This window comes from Dyella flava (assembly GCF_016904955.1).
GTDB lineage: Bacteria > Pseudomonadota > Gammaproteobacteria > Xanthomonadales > Rhodanobacteraceae > Dyella_B > Dyella_B flava.
In genome coordinates this window covers 393,539-413,510 of record NZ_JADIKE010000037.1, presented here as the reverse complement: position 1 = coordinate 413,510, position 19,972 = coordinate 393,539, and the positions used below count along the sequence as shown (strand labels likewise).

General features: G+C 60.6%; 14 protein-coding genes and 3 pseudogenes. 11 read left to right on the top strand and 6 right to left on the bottom strand.

The annotated features are described in order from the left end of the window. Window positions 1-85 precede the first annotated feature (85 nt). Both ISP19_RS15090 and ISP19_RS15085 read right to left on the bottom strand, forming a co-directional pair. Window positions 86-3,796, bottom strand: a pseudogene (locus ISP19_RS15090) (autotransporter outer membrane beta-barrel domain-containing protein); the annotation flags it as partial. Window positions 3,797-5,339: 1,543 nt separating this feature from the next. After that, a pseudogene (locus ISP19_RS15085) lies at window positions 5,340-5,463 on the bottom strand (transposase); the annotation flags it as partial. A gap of 118 nt (window positions 5,464-5,581) precedes the next feature. Between ISP19_RS15085 and ISP19_RS15080 the strand changes: the two are divergent. Both ISP19_RS15080 and ISP19_RS15075 read left to right on the top strand, forming a co-directional pair. Further along, window positions 5,582-6,901 carry an ABC transporter permease gene (locus ISP19_RS15080; RefSeq protein WP_284384680.1) on the top strand — a complete coding sequence of 440 codons (1,320 nt, stop codon included), beginning with the start codon at window positions 5,582-5,584 and terminating at the stop codon, window positions 6,899-6,901. Between the two features lie 10 nt (window positions 6,902-6,911). Beyond that, on the top strand, window positions 6,912-8,168 hold the full coding sequence (locus tag ISP19_RS15075) for an ABC transporter permease (protein WP_284384681.1): 1,257 nt from the start codon (window positions 6,912-6,914) through the stop codon (window positions 8,166-8,168). A gap of 136 nt (window positions 8,169-8,304) precedes the next feature. Here ISP19_RS15075 and ISP19_RS15070 read toward each other — a convergent pair whose 3' ends face one another. The 4 genes from ISP19_RS15070 to ISP19_RS15055 all read right to left on the bottom strand — a co-directional run bounded on the left by ISP19_RS15070 (window position 8,305) and on the right by ISP19_RS15055 (window position 11,560). Further along, window positions 8,305-8,895: a dihydrofolate reductase family protein gene (locus ISP19_RS15070; protein WP_204683225.1), complete on the bottom strand. Its 591-nt coding sequence runs from the start codon at window positions 8,893-8,895 to the stop codon at window positions 8,305-8,307. Between the two features lie 150 nt (window positions 8,896-9,045). Beyond that, window positions 9,046-9,834: a hypothetical protein gene (locus ISP19_RS15065; protein WP_239556829.1), complete on the bottom strand. Its 789-nt coding sequence runs from the start codon at window positions 9,832-9,834 to the stop codon at window positions 9,046-9,048. A 400-nt stretch (window positions 9,835-10,234) separates the two neighbouring features. Next, a complete protein-coding gene (locus tag ISP19_RS15060) occupies window positions 10,235-11,332 on the bottom strand; it encodes an ATP-grasp domain-containing protein (protein WP_204683224.1) in 1,098 nt (365 codons plus the stop codon). A gap of 69 nt (window positions 11,333-11,401) precedes the next feature. Further along, window positions 11,402-11,560, bottom strand: a complete 159-nt coding sequence (locus tag ISP19_RS15055; protein ID WP_204683223.1) for a hypothetical protein — start codon at window positions 11,558-11,560, stop codon at window positions 11,402-11,404. 1,376 nt (window positions 11,561-12,936) lie between these two features. On the opposite strand from ISP19_RS15055, the pseudogene ISP19_RS15050 reads away from it, so the two are divergent. The 9 genes and pseudogenes from ISP19_RS15050 to ISP19_RS15010 all read left to right on the top strand — a co-directional run. Beyond that, window positions 12,937-13,095, top strand: a pseudogene (locus ISP19_RS15050) (SDR family oxidoreductase); the annotation flags it as partial. 308 nt (window positions 13,096-13,403) lie between these two features. After that, a complete protein-coding gene (locus ISP19_RS15045; RefSeq protein WP_204683222.1) occupies window positions 13,404-14,663 on the top strand; it encodes a transglycosylase SLT domain-containing protein in 1,260 nt (419 codons plus the stop codon). A gap of 125 nt (window positions 14,664-14,788) precedes the next feature. Continuing rightward, the gene (gene lgt, locus ISP19_RS15040) at window positions 14,789-15,685 is read left to right on the top strand and encodes a prolipoprotein diacylglyceryl transferase (RefSeq protein WP_204683221.1); all 897 of its coding nucleotides are present in this window, start codon (window positions 14,789-14,791) and stop codon (window positions 15,683-15,685) included. A 10-nt stretch (window positions 15,686-15,695) separates the two neighbouring features. Then, complete coding sequence (locus tag ISP19_RS15035; protein WP_204683220.1) at window positions 15,696-16,490, top strand: thymidylate synthase; 795 nt, start codon at window positions 15,696-15,698, stop codon at window positions 16,488-16,490. Between the two features lie 205 nt (window positions 16,491-16,695). After that, a complete protein-coding gene (locus ISP19_RS15030; RefSeq protein ID WP_204683219.1) occupies window positions 16,696-17,184 on the top strand; it encodes a dihydrofolate reductase in 489 nt (162 codons plus the stop codon). 9 nt (window positions 17,185-17,193) lie between these two features. Continuing rightward, the gene (locus ISP19_RS15025) at window positions 17,194-18,159 is read left to right on the top strand and encodes a Nudix family hydrolase (RefSeq protein ID WP_338082386.1); all 966 of its coding nucleotides are present in this window, start codon (window positions 17,194-17,196) and stop codon (window positions 18,157-18,159) included. 38 nt (window positions 18,160-18,197) lie between these two features. Further along, on the top strand, window positions 18,198-18,476 hold the full coding sequence (locus tag ISP19_RS15020) for a putative signal transducing protein (RefSeq protein WP_204683218.1): 279 nt from the start codon (window positions 18,198-18,200) through the stop codon (window positions 18,474-18,476). Between the two features lie 7 nt (window positions 18,477-18,483). Continuing rightward, window positions 18,484-19,416: a DMT family transporter gene (locus ISP19_RS15015; protein WP_204683217.1), complete on the top strand. Its 933-nt coding sequence runs from the start codon at window positions 18,484-18,486 to the stop codon at window positions 19,414-19,416. Between the two features lie 13 nt (window positions 19,417-19,429). Continuing rightward, the gene (locus ISP19_RS15010; RefSeq protein ID WP_204683216.1) at window positions 19,430-19,948 is read left to right on the top strand and encodes an adenine phosphoribosyltransferase; all 519 of its coding nucleotides are present in this window, start codon (window positions 19,430-19,432) and stop codon (window positions 19,946-19,948) included. Window positions 19,949-19,972 lie beyond the last annotated feature (24 nt).

Genomic DNA, 19,972 nt, shown 5'->3' with positions numbered 1-19,972 from the left:
GCCAACCACCTCAAAAGTGCTTGGTAAACCCAACGCTCAGCGCATTGTCGTGCAAACGATTGCCGAAGAATCCTTGATAGTCCGCGTACAGACTCCACGACGCGCCAGCTTCCGCCGTAATACGTGCACTGGCGGTGCCCATGCCGCGCCCTTGTGTTGTACCCGGCAGATCAAACACGGTGCCGTCCTGTGCGGTGACCTGCACGATCGGCGTGGCGCTGTTGCGGGTGTCGTAGCGGTAACCCAGGCTTAGCTGCGGCACGTAAACCACCCCATCCGCGACAAAGCTGTGCGCGATGACCATGTCTGCATAAGGCTGCAATGTGGTGTAGCGGCTGCGTGCGCCGTCCACCGGAAAACTCGATGCATTGGGGGTAGTGCTATTAAGCGTTTCGGTGAAACCATCCAGCGTTTGGCGCTGATACGTAACACCCACTTTTGGCGTGAGTTGCCACTGCGAGAGCTGCAACGGGTAGGCCGCTTGCACGGCAGCTGATTGCATGTTGCCGTCCGGTGCGGAGCTGGCGGTACCGATACCGCTGGCACGATTGAAATGGTAATCGCTGTGCATGGCGTCAATCACGGCCGACAACACCGTCGGGCCAGCATCGGCATAGGCATACAAACCGCCATGCACATTGTCGACGCGACCATTGCCGCCATTCGTGTCGCTGCCGTTCACCTGTCCAACGCCGGCTTCCACACCAGCATGCACTGCATCACCGAGTGCATAATCGGCGCCGCCCAACAGACCGAACGTTGTGCTGTGCGAACCATCGGCACCATTCAACGAAATGCTGGAGCCCGTGTATTGCGCCCAGGTACCGGTACCGCAGGATGCCGTGATGTTTTGCATCGACGTGGCATGATCGGCATTGCATTGCGTTCCACCCGGCGTCAATGCGACGTCGAGCACGGAGCCCAGATCCTGTTGACTGGTCACATTCACACTGCGCATCAAGTTACCGAAGAGTGCGCCGTCGAGTGGTTGTACCAGGCGCCGCGCCAGCACCAAGTCAATGTCAGTTGCGGTGTAGCTGATTTGCGATGTGTATGGTTCCGGCACGGTGCCATCGACCGTATTGAATGTGCCGCTGACCGAGCCGGCCTGCAGCAAGTTGAACTTGCTGCTGCTGTAGGTGCCGGGTGCGAAAATCAGCACCAACGTACCGGCGACAGTCGCGTTGCCGCTGACTTGCAACATGGAGGATTGCGACGGCGTCACGTCGAGCTGCAACGTGCCGTCCGCATTCTGCGTGTAATTGCCGTTGATGGTGAGTGTGCCCATCGTGCCGCCCGGCCACACGATGCCATCGCTCACCACATTGCCATTGATCGTGCCATGGCCGCGTAAGACGCCATCGCCTTGCACATCCACAGTCCCATCGATGGACGCGCTGGCGGTGTTGCTGTCGCCAACTTCCAAGGTGCCGGCGGTGATGGTCGTGCCACCGGTGTAGGTATTCGTGCCATCGAGAATCAAGGTGCCTGCGCCTGCCTTGGTGAGGCTGCCGCTACCACTGATCACGCTGCTGAAGGTGCCGTCACTACCTTGATTGAACACCAGCGCGGCGTTGTCAGTGATGTTGCCTTGCAGGGTTGTTGTGTCACCTTGCAACGTGCCCGCATTGACGGTCGTGCCACCGGTGTAGGTGTTCGCGCCGGTAAGCGTCAGCATGCCGGTGCCATTCATTGTCAACGTGCCACTGCCGGATATCACGCCGCTGTACGTACCACTGCCGGTTTGATCGAAAACCAATGCTGCGTTGTTGACAATGTTGCCTTGCAGACTGTTGCTATTACCTTGCAACGTACCCGCGTTAATCGTCGTGCCACCGGTATACGTATTGGTGCCGCTCAATATCAGGGTGCCCCCACCATTCTTGATCAACTGGCCGCTACCGGACATCGATCCACTGAACGTGCCGTTGCTGGTTTGGGCAAATACCAGTGTCGCATCGTTGGTGATGTTGCCTTGCAAGCTGGTCGTGTTTCCCTGCAAGGTACCGGCGTCGATAACCGTGCCGCCGCTATAGGTGTTGGCACCGGAAAGCACCAATGTGCCCGCGCCACTCTTCAACAAGCCACCCGTACCGGTGAGTGCTTGCGTCACCGTGAAGGTGTTGCTCGCATCATCGATATCAAAGCCGCCGCCAGAACTGCCCCAGATGATGCTTCGTGCCGTCTGATTGAAAGTGGTGCCCGTGATTTCCAGCGTGCCGCCTTCGAAATCCAGCGGATCTGCGCTCGCACCCAAGTTGGCATCCGACGACACCGACAGGTAGCCGCCGCTGAGCGTGGTGGTGCCGGTATAGGTATTGGTGCCGGTGAGCACCAGCGTGCCGCCATCGGTCTTGTTGAAGCCGTCGGTGCCTTGCAGCACGTTGTCGATGGTCGCTGTATCGCCGCTGCTGACGCGCAGTACAGGTGCGACACCGTTCTGCTCCACCAAATCGATGGCATCACCCGTGAGGAGATAACCATCGCTTACAAACTGCATGCCGGTGACGCTGACTTCGCCGCCGCTGTCGTCCACCGTAACCGTGCCCGCCGCGCCGCCGAAGATGGCAAAGCCGGGTTGCGGTGTCATCGGTCCCAGGTATTGGCCGTTGGTATTGGACCAGGTGTCCGACGAGGTGCTCCAGGTGCCGCTGCCACCGCCCATCTGGCTTGGGCTCGCGAGACCGTTCGCGTCCCATTCGTCGAGCGTCACGCCCTGGTCGTCGATCAGGGCGATCTCCTTGTCGTAGGCGAAAATCTGCACGGTCATGCCGCTGGGCGGCGTAAAGCCGCCGCCAGTGATGGAAAGCGTGTCGGCCCAGCTAAACAGCTCGTACAAGCCCGGCCCCATGCTGCCGAGATTGTTGACATTGAGCGTTGAACTGCCGATCGACAGATCGCCGCCCACCACCACGTGGTCGCTCTGGCCTGGTGTGCTGAAGTTCGTGCCGGGTGCGCCGAAGTCGAAATTGAGCTGCGAGCCGTCGCCGATGGTGAGATCGCCATCGATGGTCAGCGAGCCGATAGCACCTGCCTCGCCTGGCGTAAGTGCGGCGCCATTGGAAAGCGTCACGCTGCCCAGTACGGTGCCGTAGCCGCCGAGCGTGCCGCCGTTGACGCTAACGTCGCCGCCCACTGTTGCCGACGTATGCGAGCTGTCACCGACGATCAGCGTGCCGCCAGACGCCACGGTCGTCAGGCCGTTATACGTGTTGGCGCCATTGAGGATCAGCGTGCCGGTGCCGCTTTGGGTCAGCGTACCGGTACCGGAAATCACGCCGTTGTAAGTACCGCTAACGGTTTGATCGAACACCAGCGCGGCATTGTCGACGATGTTGCCTTGCAGGCTGCTGGTATTGCCTTGCAGCGTACCGGCGGTGATCGTGGTGCCGCCGGAATAGTCATTGGTCCCGTTCAACGTCAAAGTCGCTGCACCGTCCTTGACCAGAGTGCCAGTACCCAAGATCTCGCCATTGAGGGTCACCTCATTGCTGCCTTCGATAGTCAACCCCGCATTGAGAATGATGTTGTTGGGTAGCGTGATCACACTGGTGGAATCCAGGGTGGCGTTGCCACCTACCGTCAATGCGCCGGTACCGAGTGCGCTGTTGTTGCCAATGATCAATCCGCCGGCACTGAGCGTCACACCGCCGGTGAAGGTATTCGCGTTCGCCAGCGTCAGTGTTTCGGTGCCGCTTTGGTTGAGTCCGCCTGTGCCGCTGATCACGCCTGACAGCGTAATGTCATTGCTTCCTTCCACCGTCAGACCATCCAGGCCAACCGTGATGAGGTTGCCGACATTGAATCCCGCGACAGTGGCTTGGAGCGCGCCGCCGTTGCTCGTGATCGTGCCGGTCCCGAGCGCCGAAGCGTTGTCGATGACCGCGACGCCACCGCTCAGCGTCGCATCCTCGTAGTTCGCCGCGCCGCTGACAGTCCACGTGCCGCTGTCGATATCGAGGTGCTGGAAGTTGATGTAGCTGGCGTTGTCGATCGAACCGGTGGCCGGTCCACCACTGCCCTGCTGCAGCACCAAGGTATTGTTGCCGTCGGCACCGCCGTCCACCGTGCCCGTCGCAGCAAACTCGAGCGTCAGCGCGCCGACGTCCACATTCAGCACGCCGGCGGTGCCGCCGGCCGTGTTCACCGACGAACCGGTCAGGGCCGTAAACGTATTGGTGCTGTTCGCACCCAGCGATACGCTGCCGTTGATGGTCCCCGAGTTGACGAAGGTATTGCCCGCTCCGGGTGTGCCCGACGCCTGGAACGACACGCGACCTTCGATCGTACCGGAATTGTTGAAGTTGACCTGGGCACCCCCATAGGCCATCACAACCAGCGCATCGGCGCCGGTGTACGTGGCGCCGGAAAGCGCGTCCGAGCTGATGGTGCCGGTATTGGTGATGTTCGTTACACCGCCCGTACCGTTCTGAGCGCCCAGCGCCATGCCGGTGACGCCAGACACGCTCGCACCAGTCGAACCATTCAGGACGTCGTTATTGGTCACCGTGGTCGTGCTAGCCGACGCATTGCCGACAATCAGGCCGCTCGACAGGATACCGAGGCCCGTACCGAGCGCCGCAGGGTCGATCGTGCCATTGTTCGTGACCGTGACTCCGTTGCCCGTCAACGACAGCGACGTACCGCCGACACCGAGCAACACGCCGACGCTCGCGCCGGGGTCGACGGTCACGTTGAGGTTATTGCCGCTATCCGAAAAGCTCGGAGCAAGTGGATTGGCCACGCCGGCACACACCACGGTGCTGCCGCTTTGAGTACAGACCGCATGCGCAGGAGTGATCACGGCACCCGCAAGAATGAACAGGGCACCTGTTGCAGGCACGAATTTCGAACAGCCTCGGTTACTTCCCCGTTGCGGACGCGGCATGCTTTTATTGCTCCAGTCAGGATGGATTTCGGGTAAGCCGTCAGGTGTTGCGCAAGCAAAAACACGCCAATCAATGGGGCTTTCAATCGCCTTGATCTGTTTTTACAAAAGCACTTTCACATCGCCGTACAGATTTTGAGCCGGCTGAAATTCGCCGTTTTATGGCAAGCGCAGCAGATAGCCCCTAGATCTGCTAACGAGCGCCCCCCCTACGCGCCGGTAGTTATCCGCATTTTCTTTCGTTGCGGCATGAGTAAGCGCGCAAAACGATGAGCCATTCTGTCAAGCCGACGTAGTTCGAGCCAGTGCCGTAAGTGGCAATGACCAAGTGCCTGATATTTCGGGATGTATGGCACGTGATGCGGCGAACCCTGCTTCCCTTTGGGCGCTTACTCCAGACTTCTTCACGGTCGAGAATGGATGGCCCAAGAGCCGTCGCCACCTGGACCCGCTTGTAAAGGCTGTGGACCGACACGCCCAGGCGTGCGGACACGCCCACTACGCAATAGCCACGATCGACAATGTGCCGGAAAGCTTCTTCTTTAAACTCGAGGGATAAAACGAGGGGTGCTCATGGGACTTCCTTCTATGCTCAAATCATAGGCTGGAAGTACTTGCGATGCCGGGGCAGTCCAATCCATTCGGAGCGCGGCCATCGCAAAAGCAAACTGCCGGAACAGGGGAGGGGTGGCAGTGACTCGGTACTACTTTTCGCTAGGCCTGCGCAGTCTGCGCAAGGCGCCGATTCTTACGGCGTTGATGGTGATGTCAGTGGCGTTCGGGGTAGCCGCTTCGATGACCACCTACGCGGTGTTCCGCGCGGTGTCCGGCGATCCGATCCCATGGAAATCGCGCCAGCTGTTTTTCCCGCAGCTTGATGTGTGGGGCCCCGCCAGCCGAGCCGCCCACGGCTATACCACGCTGCCTTCCGACCTTACCTATACCGATGCCATGGCGCTGATGCGCCGCCGTGGTGACATCCCGCAAACGGCGATCTACCCCATCGAGCCCACCGTCTACGCCCAGGATCCCACGCAAAAGCCGCGTGCTATCGCCGGACAGGCTGTGTTCGTGGATTTCTTCAAGATTGTCGATGCACCGTTCCGCTATGGCAGTGCGTGGTCGGCGCAGGACGACCAGGACCGCACTCCGCTGGCTGTGATCAGCGACGACCTCAATCAACGGCTGTTCGGCGGCACCAACAGCATCGGTCGCGATCTGCGTCTCAACGACCTCACCTTTCGCATCGTCGGGGTGCTTAAAAGCTGGCGGCCGCAACCGAAGTTCTACAACCTGGCTAATAACCAAGCCTTCGAAGAAGAGGATGATGTCTTCGTGCCGTTCAATGCGGCCATCGATGCACAGATGGACAGCAACGGTGACTTCTACTGCAACGACGACTTGCCGGCTACCGGCTTTGCCGCCACGCTGGTCTCCAGCTGTGTCTGGGTTGGCTACATGGTGCAGTTGTCCAGTCCTGCGCAAATCAGCGCCTACGGACAACGGCTGGACGGTTACATGAGCGAGCAACGTCAGGCCGGCCGCTTCAACTGGCCGGCCAACTATGCGCTGCCTGATTTGCAGGCAATGATGCAGCAGATGCACGTGGTACCCGCAGAAACCAAGATGTCCGTGGTGGTGGCGGCGTCATTGCTGATCGTCTGCATGGTCAATGCTATCGGCCTGTTGCTGGCCAAGTTCCTGCGTCGCTCCGGTGAAATCGGCGTACGCCGCGCCCTGGGTGCGACGCGCGGGGCAATTGTCCTGCAATTCGGGGCCGAGGCTGCCGCCGTCGGCGTTGCTGGCGGTGTGCTCGGCCTGCTTCTGACCGGGTTGGGCGTGACCTGGATGCAGCATGTGCTGGATCCACGCATCGCCGAACTGGTGCGTGTCGATGCTTTGCTGATGCTGGAAACGTTGCTACTTGCCGTCGTGGCCACAGTGATTGCCGGCATGTATCCCATCCTGCGCGCTGCAGGTGTCCGCCCGGCCATGCAACTGAAGATTGATTGAGGAGCGTGCCGTGTCTATCCATCCGATCATTGCGGCCCTGCGTAAGCACAAGACCGGCACTATCCTGATCATGTTGCAGATCGCCCTCACCCTGGGCGTCGTGTGCAATGCCTTGTTCGTTGTGGGCCAGCGACTCGACCGCATGCATCGCGCGACCGGCATCGACGAGGCCAATCTGCTGCTGATCAATACGTCGCATACAGGGCTAAAAACGAATACCGATGCAAGCAGGTCTCAGCTCGATGCGTCGATACAAGGCGACCTGCAGGCGCTACGCAAATTGCCCGACGTTGCCGATGCTTACGAATCCAACTCGATGCCACTGGCCCGTTTTGGTGAAGGACTCGGTCTACGGAAAACGGCTGATAAGCATGGCGACATCAACGGCCTAATATTCTATGTTGACGAACACGCCATACCCACGCTGGGACTGAAGCTAATTGCTGGGCGCAATTTTCGTGCTGACGAAATTGGTGCGCATTCCTTACTTGGAGTGGTTGAGCCACCCGTCATCATCATTACCCAGCACATGGCCAACGAACTGTTCCCCGCCGGCGACGCGCTGGGTAAGCAGGTCTACATGACGAGCTCAACTCGGCCTAGCACCATCATCGGCATCATCGGCCACATGGAGAGCAACGCACCTCACGCCAACGACGAGGACTACGTCTGGAATTGCATGCTGTTGCCGTACCGCATGACCGCATCGCAACGGATCTATGTGATACGAGCCCGACCCGGGCGTTTGCAGGCCGCTACACAAAGCGTGCCGACCGCGCTGATTGCCCAGGATCCGCTGCGCGTTATTCCCGATGGCTACGGAGATGAAGCTGGCGGACGTACCTTCGCGCAGGTCCGCGCGGACACTTTCCGCAGCGACCGGGCCGTCCTGCAGTTCATGCTGGTGATCAGCGTGATCCTGCTGGCGGTGACCGGTGCCGGCATCGTCGGCCTGACCAGCTTCTGGGTCGGCCAGCGACGCAAGCAGATTGGCGTGCGTCGCGCGCTGGGTGCCACCCAGCACGGCATCCTGTTGTATTTCCTCACTGAAAACATCTTCATCAGCAGCTGCGGCGTGATATTGGGTGTGGCAATGGCCATCGGCTTCAACCTATGGATGGAGACGCAGTTCGAAATGCATCGTTTGCCGTTGCCTTACATCGCCTGGGGCGTGGTGGCCTTGCTGGTACTGGGACAAGCTGCCGTACTTGGTCCCGCGTTGCGTGCGTCAAAAGTTTCGCCGATGGAGGCGACGCGTTCGGTGTGAAGCCCGCTCGACATCCTCCGGTTTTGAGTAGCGCGGCGATTTAGGGTCCCGAAATAGGGGGAGCTCTAGGTCCACTTCTTGCTCTGAGCAAAGTGAACTTAACCCAGTGATTTTTGAAGGTCACCCGAGACACCCCTCATCTCAGGTTCTGCAAAGTCCCAGCCGCCTTGTAGACATTGACGACAATACCCATCGGCGTAGCGTGCGTGCTTTCCAACGCCAAGGCGCGCGGCGGAGTGCCCTCCGCAAGTAGGCGCTTTCCTTTGCCTAGCAAGACCGGATTGACCAGCAGAATCACTTCATCCGCCAGCCCATGCTCGATCAGTGCCGACGTCAGCGACGAGCTTCCTGCGAGGATCAGGTTCGGGCCGTCCTTCGCCTTGATGTCACGAACACTCTCCACGAGATCCGGCCCAATGCCCACGAACGGACCCCATGCCAGGCTCTCTGGCCGGTGGGTGACGACATATTTCGTCGCTGCATTCAGGCGGTCCGCCATCGGACTCGGTGGTGCCTTCGGCCAGAAGCCTGACCACAGATCGTAGGTTCGGCGGCCAAGCAACACGTCGCAGGTCTCGCCATAAATCGCGAGGACTTTCTCCAGCCCCGCAGGCGTGCGATACGGCGCGGTCCAGTCACCGTAGGGGAAGTCGCTGTCGTTCGGACCATTGGCGATCTGGATCACGCCATCCAGCGACATATGTTCGATGATCTTGAGCTTGCGCATGCTGGATCTCCTCCACGAGTTTGTGTCGCTGAGTCAGTCGGGCTGGTCGCCCTGCACGTCACCATTACAACGGAGGGCGAGACCAGACTTCGACACGTCGCCCAGCAGCATTTCTGGTTCCTGGGTTCGAATGGTGGTGCTGCGCCTGTATCAGTTGGAATGCATGTCCACAGGCGTTCCGTCGGACCACGTTGGGACTGCGACCAGGAACACAAGAATCGGCGGTAGCCCTTTCGTTTGGGGTTGTTCGTTCGGAGAGAAGAACCAATAGGGGGCAGACATGATCGGCGAGAGTGCTGCGCCAGAACCCCAATCGCTACCGTCTTTGACGTGGGTGTAAAACATGACATGAGGCATGTCATGGCCGCCTTGGTCGGTGAGATACGACGACTTCGACATCATGTAATCCATCGCGCCGCTTTCGAGCTCCGGCAGTTGTTTGTTCTGGTACGCCGCTTTGAATGCCGACACCATCTCCTCCTTGGAACGACCGGCCATCACCATCTTCGCGCGCAGAGAAATGATGGGCAGGATCGAATGTGCAGCCTGAGGGTTCAGGCAATCGGCAGCTTTTACCTTCGGGTTCCAGAATTCGTCCCAGTCGAATGCTGCTCCCCACGAGCGTCCCACAAAGCAGACGAAACCGTTTTTTCCCTGGATCGCTGTTTCGTAGCCATGCCGTCCCAGAATCAGGACCGTCGCGTCGCGGGATATGGCATCGGGCGCTGCACTTCGCGCCAGGGCGATTTCCGCATTCCGGTCCGCCATGAGGTATTGGTCGATCGGGGCCATTTTCGGATAGTGCGTCGTGGCATCCTGTGCGATCGCCTGGTACGCCGTGCCGAGCCCAACAAACAGCATGGAGCACGTGATGACGATCGCGCCAATCTTGTTGTTTCCGCGCATAGCCTTCTCCTCCTGATCGGTCTTTTCACGCATGGCCGCCGAAGCGTGCCGTGCACCTGTTGACGCCGCTCACCTCTACTTTTCGTTTGTTTAGGTCTGGCACAGCGGATTTCGCTATAGCGACGAACATCGAGACCGGAATTCGACCCGTTGCCCGGAAGAAGATGGCTCTTGTCGCCGTGGGTCGAAAGCGGGCGTCCCAGAGGCTACGCCACTGGCAGGGCGTCAAGCCACACGGATCGCCTCAAGCCGGTGCCAAAGGGTCTGGGCGGGCTTATGGAAATTCGTTGCGTTGGTCCCAGAATGTCGCTTTTGAGCTTCGTAACACCTTGATTCTTGGGGCTTGGTATCGGGCCTTTCGAATCCCGGCCACCCGGCCCAAAACAAAAAGCCCGCCTTCAAGGCGGGCTTTGAAGCAGTTGCGCTTCAGTGCTTACTCCTGCGAAAACATCGGCTCGCCCACCCACGATTTCTGCGCGACCCGTTGCCCCAAGGCGGCATACGCATCAGAAGCGCGGAATTGTTTCATCGTGACGGGCTTCAAGGCCTCGCTGGTGTTGTCCAGACGGCCGCTGACCAGCAGGCCGGTCATTGCCTGGAGGATCGGGTAGTCGGGATTCATGTCTTCCATAAACAGGAATTGGCCGGCCTGATTCACTTCCAGGAAGTGGTAGTTGCCTTCGCGATCCACCACCAGGTCGATCGCGCCAAAAACCAGGCCGAGTTCCTGCATCAGTGCGCGCAGCTTGCTTTCGACTGTGGAGGGCAGGGTGATGGTTTGGGCGACCATCTCGGGATGATCGGTATAGGTGCGCCAATCCAGGAAGCCGCCGTTCGCGCCCTTGCCAAAGCTCATTGCGAACAGATGTTGGCCCATGACCGTTACACGTACATCGAGCGCTTTATCGATATAGCGTTGATAGATGCCGGGGCAGATGGCGATGGAGTCTTCCGGTAGTTCGCTGTTCTGGTCGAGCAGGGCGACGCCGACGGTGTGCCGCTCACCGGTCTGCTGATCTTGCCAGTGATGGGGAAGGAAGCTCTTGAAGATGATGCGGCCCCATTTTTTGCGCAGCATGTCCACTTGGCCGGCATCGGTGGTGACCACGGTTTCAGGGAACGGCAGGCCGAGTTTGCGGGCCACGCTAAGCTGCACCATTTTGTGCTCGGCGCGTATCGCTTCAGGGAGGCGATTTACCCACAAGGCGTCGCCATACGCATTGCCGAGCGTGAACATACTGCGCTGAAACATTTTCCATTCCAGGCGCGCAAAGGCTTCATCGGCTTCGGCGCAGGTGGGGTCGGGATCTTGCATGCGGCGGTTCCATACCGCACTGACGACGCTTTGGCCGACATTGGAATCAAGCAGGAATTCGTGTTCGGCATCGATATGAAAGGTGTAGTGGTTTCCTGGCTTCGCCTGCAACGACGGCATGCAAATCGGTGTGACGCCCTGTTGCTCCAGCGCCCAACTCACGGCGCATGCGTGGGGATCGGTATCCGGTGCGAGTATCAGCACGCTGTGTTGCATATGCGCTCCTTTGTATGCAAAAGCACACCCCGCGAGTGGCGGGGCATGCTGTTCAAGCCGATTCGCTGTTTAGCTCAATGCTCCGAATTCAGGCTCTACCGGAGGCGTGTGGGTGGTCAGGAACTGACCCTTTTCCATTTCCTCGTCCATGGTCTTTGCGACTTTCACAGCTTGCACGCGAGCGAAAGTGCGAACGATTTCCAGTGCCTCGTTAGATTGAGAAACCATTGTGCCGACTCCTTATTGAGTAATCACATGGGATGCCTCCGAAGCGGAGGCCGGCCGAGTCTACGGGTGTGAAAAATGCATCGCCAGTACCAAACAGGACAATCGTGTGTGCGCGGGCACACGATCTGTGCGGTCATGAAAGTGAATGCTTTGTGCATGCATTTGTCGTGATGGTCGCGACGTTGCTGGCAGTTGCATGATGGATAAAGAGAAAGTCAGCAATCGAGAAAGGGTGGCTTTGCCGTGCTGGGATGGTGCGGGTGATGCATCAGTGCAATCACGCAACCAGCTGCGACAATCTTGCGTTGTTTCTTGGTGCCGCAAAAAAAATCGATGTTGCGTCGTCATTTGCGTGAAGGCGGAATGATGACTCGGAAAACGTGGGATGCCTGAGTGGCGGTCTGCGTTTCCGAAATGGAAACTTACTCTCACTTTTTCTCAGCGATGTTCTGCGCTTTGGTGCTGATTCGTTGGGTTACGCTGCGCTAACCCAACCCACGCACGACGTGTGGTGTGGTTTGCTGCGGGTGGTGGACTTTTCGCCATCACCAAAAAAACGGCACGTTGTTCCTACTCAACGTGCCGGAAATGACGCACTGTCCTACTCCAGCGCGCCAGCATGGCCGCCCTCATACGTACACGCGTTAATCCACCTTACGCTGTGGTATGCGTGTCGACGTGGTGATGCAGGAAGTAGAGGGCGGCTTGCAGGCCGTTGCGTTGCAGCGCGTTGGGCAGCACGTGACTACTGCGTTGGGCGTTGTGCTGAGGTGAGAGGGCGTCGTCTGCCCGGAGTAGCCCGTCAATCACCCGCACCGCGAGCGCGATGCAAGCTTGTCTGGACCTGGGGGATAGCCGTTTTTCCTGACCCGAACTCCGCGTTGGGAGCGTGCTGTCGAGGTTTAAGGTGGGGCCGGGTTCGGATTTGTTGGAATCCAAAGGGCACGGCGGTGCCGTATGATGATGGGAGACCATGATCAACTTCCTTAGAGTTGGTTTTGGTTTAGCGGGGCGTGGGAGTTGGTAGCTCTCACGGCCCGCGTCTCGCCAAGCATTGCTGCCTGGGTCATCAGCGTTTGCTGTTTCGCGAACTGCGTTGATGACCCGCCTAGGGTAATGAAGTGACCCCGTGGGTGTCATGTAGGATTTTGATGACACTTGTTGTGGGCATAACGTCGCCGTTGCTTAGTGTCGCTCTCCAAACAGATGTTCTGCCTCCCAGGCATTCCCTGGATATGGTTCGGTGTGCGTCGATGCGCAAATTGTTTTTCTGACGAAGCATCGAATTCGCTTTTGTCCTGCAAAACCCATCGCCCCAACATGTTCGATACATTCGAGCATTTTTCCCGTGACAACGGCACGTCAATGCACGGCCGCAGGTTCAAGGTATCTCCATCGACGCTACTGAGCTCAAGCGTGTTGCTACGCCGGAGGAGCTGGCTCGCTCGGTGCTGTATTTCGCTTCTGATGATTCGGCCTTCGTTACCGGTACGGCGTTCCTGGTGGATGGCGGGGCTTCGATTACGCGGACGTAAGCGGGACCGGAGAGATTGGGCGCGCGGCAGCCAATCTCCAGGAGGCGAGCCAGGGAAGGTCTCTGGTCGATGGCCGTGATCCGTGTCATCGCAAAAAAGCACGGGCATCCGCTGCCTGGGACTTATTGGCCGACATTGGCCCGGCTGTCAGGCGCTTTGGACTCAAGGCATGGCGCGGTCCGGCAGGGCTCACCCAACGGCAGCGGGTGGACGGATCGAGGCGAGGTCTTGCGCGATGCGCCTCGCTATCCGGCTCGATTTGTGCTTGTCTACCCCACCGGCCGGTAGACGCCGAAAGGATGACGCCCGTGTTGCTGCTTCAAGCACCTTTTGATCTGAATGACGAGAATCCGCCACGCCGGGCGCGACGGGCTGCCGACACTGGGGCAGGGCGGCGTCATGCAGATGGCGGTTCTTCCGGCACGACCGGGCACGCCCGGTCACGACCACCGGTGACCCAGCGCGTCCTGCTGTGCGCACCGGCGACATTCAAGGGGCAACGGACCGGGGCGATCCCGGTGCCGCATGCCCAGAAGATTCTGTTCGTGGATCCGCAGGGCTGGGCTTCCCGGCGACATGTCCGCATCGGCATGGACCGGCTGACGTGCAGTCCTTGCTCGGCGCGTCCGATGAGGGCGTATAGCGTCGCCTACGGCCCGTCGTTGCCCAAGGTGGCCAGCGACATGTCGACGGTGCTGCTCGCCGCCCGGCGCCATGTCAAAGCCTATAAGCAGCCCACCGCCAACACCCTGGCCATGGCCGCGGGAACGGCGGTGGTGGCGATCGTCACGCACTACTTGCATGCGCAGGTGTTGCCGCCGGTGGTGACGTCGTTGAGCATCGAGCGTCCCGAGCTGACGGTGACCGTGTCGCCGGCGATGATCGAGATGCCGCATCTTGTGGCCACGCTTTCCCGGTCGGCGTCGCGCTTGCAGGTTGGCACGCCGTCCTTCTCCGTCCGCGATTTGCAGCGCCTGGTGACGACCCTGCCGGTGCAGTCGATGCACGACGATGGTTTCGATCTCGACATCACCTCGCCCAACAGCCTGTGGGCGTCAGCGGGCGCGCGTTATCGCATCGATCCGCTGCTGATCTATGCCGTGGCGCTGGTGGAGAGCAAGAGTGCCCAGGCCGATGGATCGATTGCGCCGAGTCCATGGGTGGTCCGGGTGAATGGGCGCATGCACAGGGGCTCGCACAACGATGCCGTGCGCGCGATCGAGATGGCGCACCAGATGGCCTTGCCGGTGCAGGATGTCGGCATCATGCAGGTGTATTACCCGGTGCATAAGGACATCGAGCCCGATCCGGTCGCGCTGCTCAATCCGGTGCGCAATATCGAAGTGGGTACCCGTCTGCTGCGCAAGGCGATGCAGGAAAGTCACGACCCGGTGCTGCGCATCGGCTACTACCACAGTCACGACGCCACGCTTGCGCGCGGTTACGGGCGTGCGGTGCTGGGGGTCTATCGCGAGTTGAAGTACGCGATGAGCAAGTCGTCGTCCGCCAATGTGGTGGCGCTGGCGCGTGCGCCGATGGATGCATCCACGGCGGGTGCCGGCGGCTGATCGGCCCACCGGTCCCTGGGTCATGGGCCCGTGGCTACGGCGCAGCCAGGCCGGGCGGGGCAGTGACCCTGACGTTTAGCATCCGGCCCGCTAAACTCCCCGCTTTGATCCCTGCCGGCCACGCCATGTCGCAACCCTTTGTCGTGCAATTCAATCCGGTCGCCCTGCAGCTGGGGCCGATTCAGATCCATTGGTATGGGCTGATGTACCTCATGGGTTTTCTGGGGGCATGGGCACTGGGTGAATACCGTCGCAAGAAGGGGCGCCTCCCGGTCAGCCGCGAGGCCTTCGGCGACCTGATTTTCTACGCGATGATGGGCGTGATTCTCGGCGGCCGCATCTGGTACATGCTGTTTTATTACGCCGGTGGCATCCGCTGGGTCTGGACCGACCCGGTGGCGCTGTTCCGCGTGTGGGATGGCGGCATGAGTTTTCACGGTGGCCTGCTCGGCGTGCTGGTGGCGGGCGTGTGGTGGTCGCGCCGGCACAAGCTGCATTTTTTCGATACCGTGGATTTCCTGGCGCCGCTGGTGCCGATCGGACTGGGGCTTGGCCGTCTGGGCAACTTCATCAATGGCGAGCTATGGGGCAAGCCGGGGCAGGTGCCGTGGGCCATGATCTTTCCCAATGCGCACGATGAAGATGCCGCACTGGCCGCCGCCCATCCGAACCTGTCCCAGTTGATGCAGCAATACGGCGGCTTGCCGCGTCATCCGTCGGAGCTCTATGAATTGGCGCTGGAAGGCGTCGTGATGTTCACGGTGTTGTGGCTGGTGTCGTTGAAGCCGCGTCCGCGCTATTTGATCTCGGGCCTGTTTGCGCTGATGTACGGCTGCTTCCGCTTCGTGGTCGAATTCGTGCGCGTGCCGGATGTGCAGCTGGGCTATCTGGCATGGGGCTGGCTGACCATGGGCCAGATTCAATCGCTGCCGCTGATCGTCGTCGGCTTGTGGCTGATCGGACTGTCGCGCCGCGCACCCACGTTGCCGCTTGCGAAAGCGGATCAAACCCAGACAGCGTAGACTGCTTCCCATGCACGCTTATCTCGACCTGCTTCGCCATGTGCTGGAACACGGCACGGAAAAAACCGATCGCACCGGCACCGGCACGCGTAGCGTGTTCGGCTGGCAGATGCGCTTCGATTTGAACGAAGGCTTCCCCCTGGTCACCACCAAGAAGCTGCATCTGAAGTCCATCGTGCATGAGCTGATCTGGTTCCTGCGTGGCGACACGAATATCGCCTATCTGAAGGAACATGGCGTCAGCATCTGGGACGAATGGGCTGACGAACAGGGTGATCTCGGTCCGGTGTACGGCAAGCAATGGCGCGCGTGGCCGACCGCAGACGGCCACATCGTGGATCAGATCCGCTGGGTGGTCGAAGAGATCAAGCGCAATCCCGATTCGCGACGCCTGATCATCAGCGCATGGAATGTGGGCGAATTGCCGAAGATGGCGTTGATGCCGTGTCACGCGCTATTCCAGTTCTACGTGGCGGATGGAAAGCTGAGCTGCCAGCTCTATCAGCGATCCGGCGACATCTTCCTCGGCGTACCTTTCAACATCGCCAGTTATGCCTTGCTTACCCACATGATTGCGCAGGTGTGTGGATTGGGCGTCGGTGATTTCGTGCACACGCTGGGTGATGCGCATCTGTACAACAATCACCTGGAGCAGGCGCGCTTGCAGCTTGCGCGTGAGCCGCGGCCGTTGCCGAAGCTCAAGCTCAATCCACATGTGTCGTCGATTTTCGACTTCCGTTTCGAGGACGTGATCATCGAGGACTACCACCCGCACGCCGCGATCAAGGCGCCGGTGGCCGTCTAACTCGATCGGTGTCGGCCAATGGGCCGGATTTGGCTCTGGTTTTTCGGCGCAGAAAGATCACCATGGCAGGCGGGGTGATTGGCTGGCTTGGCATATCCACCATGCGTGTCCAACCCGCCAGGAGCTATAATGGGCGGTCAGCGTGACCGGGAGTGTTTCTGGCTGCGCCTGCCGTTCGAACACTGTCACATTGCCCGGAGCTTTCATGGCCATTTCGTTGATTGCCGCCCTCGACGAGAACTTTGCAATCGGTCGCAAGGGGCAGCTCCCTTGGCATCTGCCGGACGACTTGCGCTGGTTCAAGCAGCTGACGGTCGGCAAGTACGTGCTGATGGGCTACAACACGGCCGTCTCGATCGGTCGGGCCCTGCCGAATCGCGAAAACCTGGTGCTGTCCAAGCGTCACGAGGCACCGTTTCCCGGCCAGATCACCGTGCGTTCGATCGAAGAAGCCCAGGCCCGCTCCAACGGCACCGGCCTGATGGTCATCGGCGGCGGCAAGGTTTTCCACGATGCTTTGCCGATGGCGCAGCGCCTGTATCTCACCTGGGTCGGCGCGGCCGTGGAAGGCGCCGATGCCTTTTTCCCCGGCATTCATTTCAGCGACTGGACCGAAGTCAAGCGCACGCACCACAAGAAAGACAGCGAGCATAGCTACGACTTCGACATGGTCGAGTACATCCGCAGTCACTGATCCGGTTCTGTGAGCGATCACCTCGGCGCACCGATGCACGTCATGGCTGGCGTGCTGCGCGATGCGCAGGGCAGGGTGCTGCTGGCGCAACGTCCGGAAGGCAAGCATCTGGCCGGTTTGTGGGAATTCCCCGGTGGCAAGCTGGAGCCCGGTGAAGCGCCGCACCGCGCGCTGGTGCGCGAATTGCACGAAGAACTGGGCATTCATATCGATCCTGCCGACGGCGCGCCATTGATCCGTGTGCCGTGGCGTTATGGCGAGCGCGGCTTGTTGCTTGATGCCTGGCAGTTCACGCATTGGCAGGGCACGCCGGTGTCGCTGGAAGGGCAGGCCTTGCAATGGGTGCTTCCTGCAGCGGTTGATCCCGCCATCCTCGCGCCGGCGGATCGGCCGATACTGCAGGCTTTGCGTCTGCCCTCGATCTACGCCATCACGCCTGCCGATGTCACGCCGGATCAGGCAGCGCTCTGGTACACGCGCGTGACCGCTGCGCTGGAGCGAGGGGCTGGCCTGATTCAGCTGCGTTTTCCGCTCTGGCCGGTGGAGCAGGTGCGTGCGCTGGCGGCGCGCGTGCAAGCGCATGCACTGCGTTGCGGTGCGGTTGTGCTGCTTAATGAAGATATCGATGGCGCGCGCCAATTGGGTGCAGGTATCGGGGTGCATCTGAAGTCGTCACAACTGGCGGCACTGGCTACGCGTCCTTTGCCGTGGGCGCAGCCGGTAGCCGGCAGTTGCCATGATGCTGGCGAGCTCGCACGGGCGGTTGCAATCGGTGCTGACTTCGCCACGCTCTCGCCCGTCGCCGCCACCGCCAGCCATCCCGAGGCGGCCGCCTTGGGCTGGCCGTCCTTCCAGCGGATGGCGGAAGGGGCCGCGCTGCCGGTCTTTGCACTCGGCGGCATGGCACCCGCACAGGCTCAAGTGGCGCGGGAACACGCCGCGCAGGGCGTCGCCGGTATCGGTGCGTTCTGGTGATGCTTGCCCGCCAGCCCTGCCAGCAGTAGCGTGCTTGCATGCGGATCATCTATCGAGCCCAGAATCTGATCGACGCCCATCTGGTGAAGGATGCGCTGGAAAGCGCCGAGGTGCCCGCTTTCATTTCCGGGGAATACCTCACCGGTGGTGTCGGGCAACTGCCGGCACTGGATTACGTGGCGGTATTGGTGCCCGAATCGAGCGTGGATGTCGCCGAACCGATCGTGCAAGAGATCGATCGCGCCCTGACCGAGGCCAGGCAGGTGCTGCAAGAGCAGGATGACGACACCGGCGGCCTGCTTCCCGTCCCAGGTTAAGAACCCCATGTCTGATGTCTCCACCGCGACGCCCGCGGGCGTCGGCAGCGAAGTGCCCATGCGCGCCGCGGTCATGCAAATGGCCATCGGTGCGACGCTGCTATCCAGCACCAGCCTGTTCGTGGTTTACGCGCACACGGCGCCGACGGTGTCCGGTTTCTACCGCATGCTCTTCGGCGGCAGCATGTTGTTGGTGTGGGTGGCCTTGCGTGGTGTGTGGCGGCGGTTTTCCTGGCGTGATCTGGCGTGGGCGGTGTTGCCGGCGATCGGTCTGGCGGTCGACCTGATCCAATGGCATCGCAGCATCCTCTGGATCGGGCCGGGCATCGCCACCTTGCTTACCAACTTCCAGGTGTTCCTGATGGCGCTGGTCGGCTTTGCGTTCTATCGCGAGCGGCCCGGCCGGGGATTCGTGCCTGGCATGTTGCTGGCGACGGTTGGCCTGTGGTTGCTGGTCGGAGCACATTGGTCGATCTTTGACGCGCAGCATCGACTCGGCGTCTGGCTGGGACTTGGCAGCGGTGTCGCCTACACCGTGTACCTGCTGAGTTTTCGGCAGGCGCTGAAGACGCACACACGCCTGTCTCCGGCCCAGTTCCTCGGCCTGATGAGCCTGCTTTGCGCCGTGGTGCTCTGGCTATGGGGGTGGGGTGAAGGCGACAGCTTCGCGTTGCACGGTATACAAAGCTGGAGCGTGTTGCTGGCGCTGGGATTCATCGGGCAGGTGCTGGCATGGCTGCTGATGGTGAGCGCGATGCCGCGCTTGCCGGCATCGCTGGTTGGGTTGTTACTGCTGCTGCAGCCAACCCTGGCTTTTGTACTGGATGTGATCTTGCTCGGCCGGCCGACGTCGCTCGGCGACTGGACCGGGCTGGTGCTTGCGCTGGCAGGTATCCTCTTCGGCGCGCTGCAGCCACGCCGGCGCGTTTCTCAAGCATGACTGGAGTGTAGGCATGACCTCGTTTGAACATCTGATCCGCGCGGTACCGGATTTTCCGAAGTCGGGCGTGATCTTCCGCGATATCACCCCATTGTTGGCCGATGGCGCGGCCTTCGCACGCTGCATCGACGCCTTGATCGAGCCGTGGCAGGGCAGCCAGGTGCAGGCGGTCTGCGGTGTTGAATCGCGCGGTTTCATCTTCGCCGCGGCCATGGCGCAGAAACTCGGTGCGGGCTTCATCCCCTTGCGCAAGCCGGGCAAGCTGCCGCCGCCGGTAATGTATGCGGATTACCAGCTCGAATACGGCACCGACCGGCTCGAAGCCCGCGTAGGAACCGTAAGCCAGGGCGAGCGCGTTCTGCTGGTCGATGACGTGCTGGCTACCGGCGGCACTCTGGGCGCAGCACGCAACCTGCTGGGACAGCTTGGGGCGGAGCTGGTCGGTGCGTCGGTAGTGATCGAACTGCGCGCCTTGCAGGGCAGAAACCTTTGGCCGGAAAACATTCCGTTACACGCCGTGTTGCATTATTAGGGCCTGTTGCGGCTGCCCGCGCAA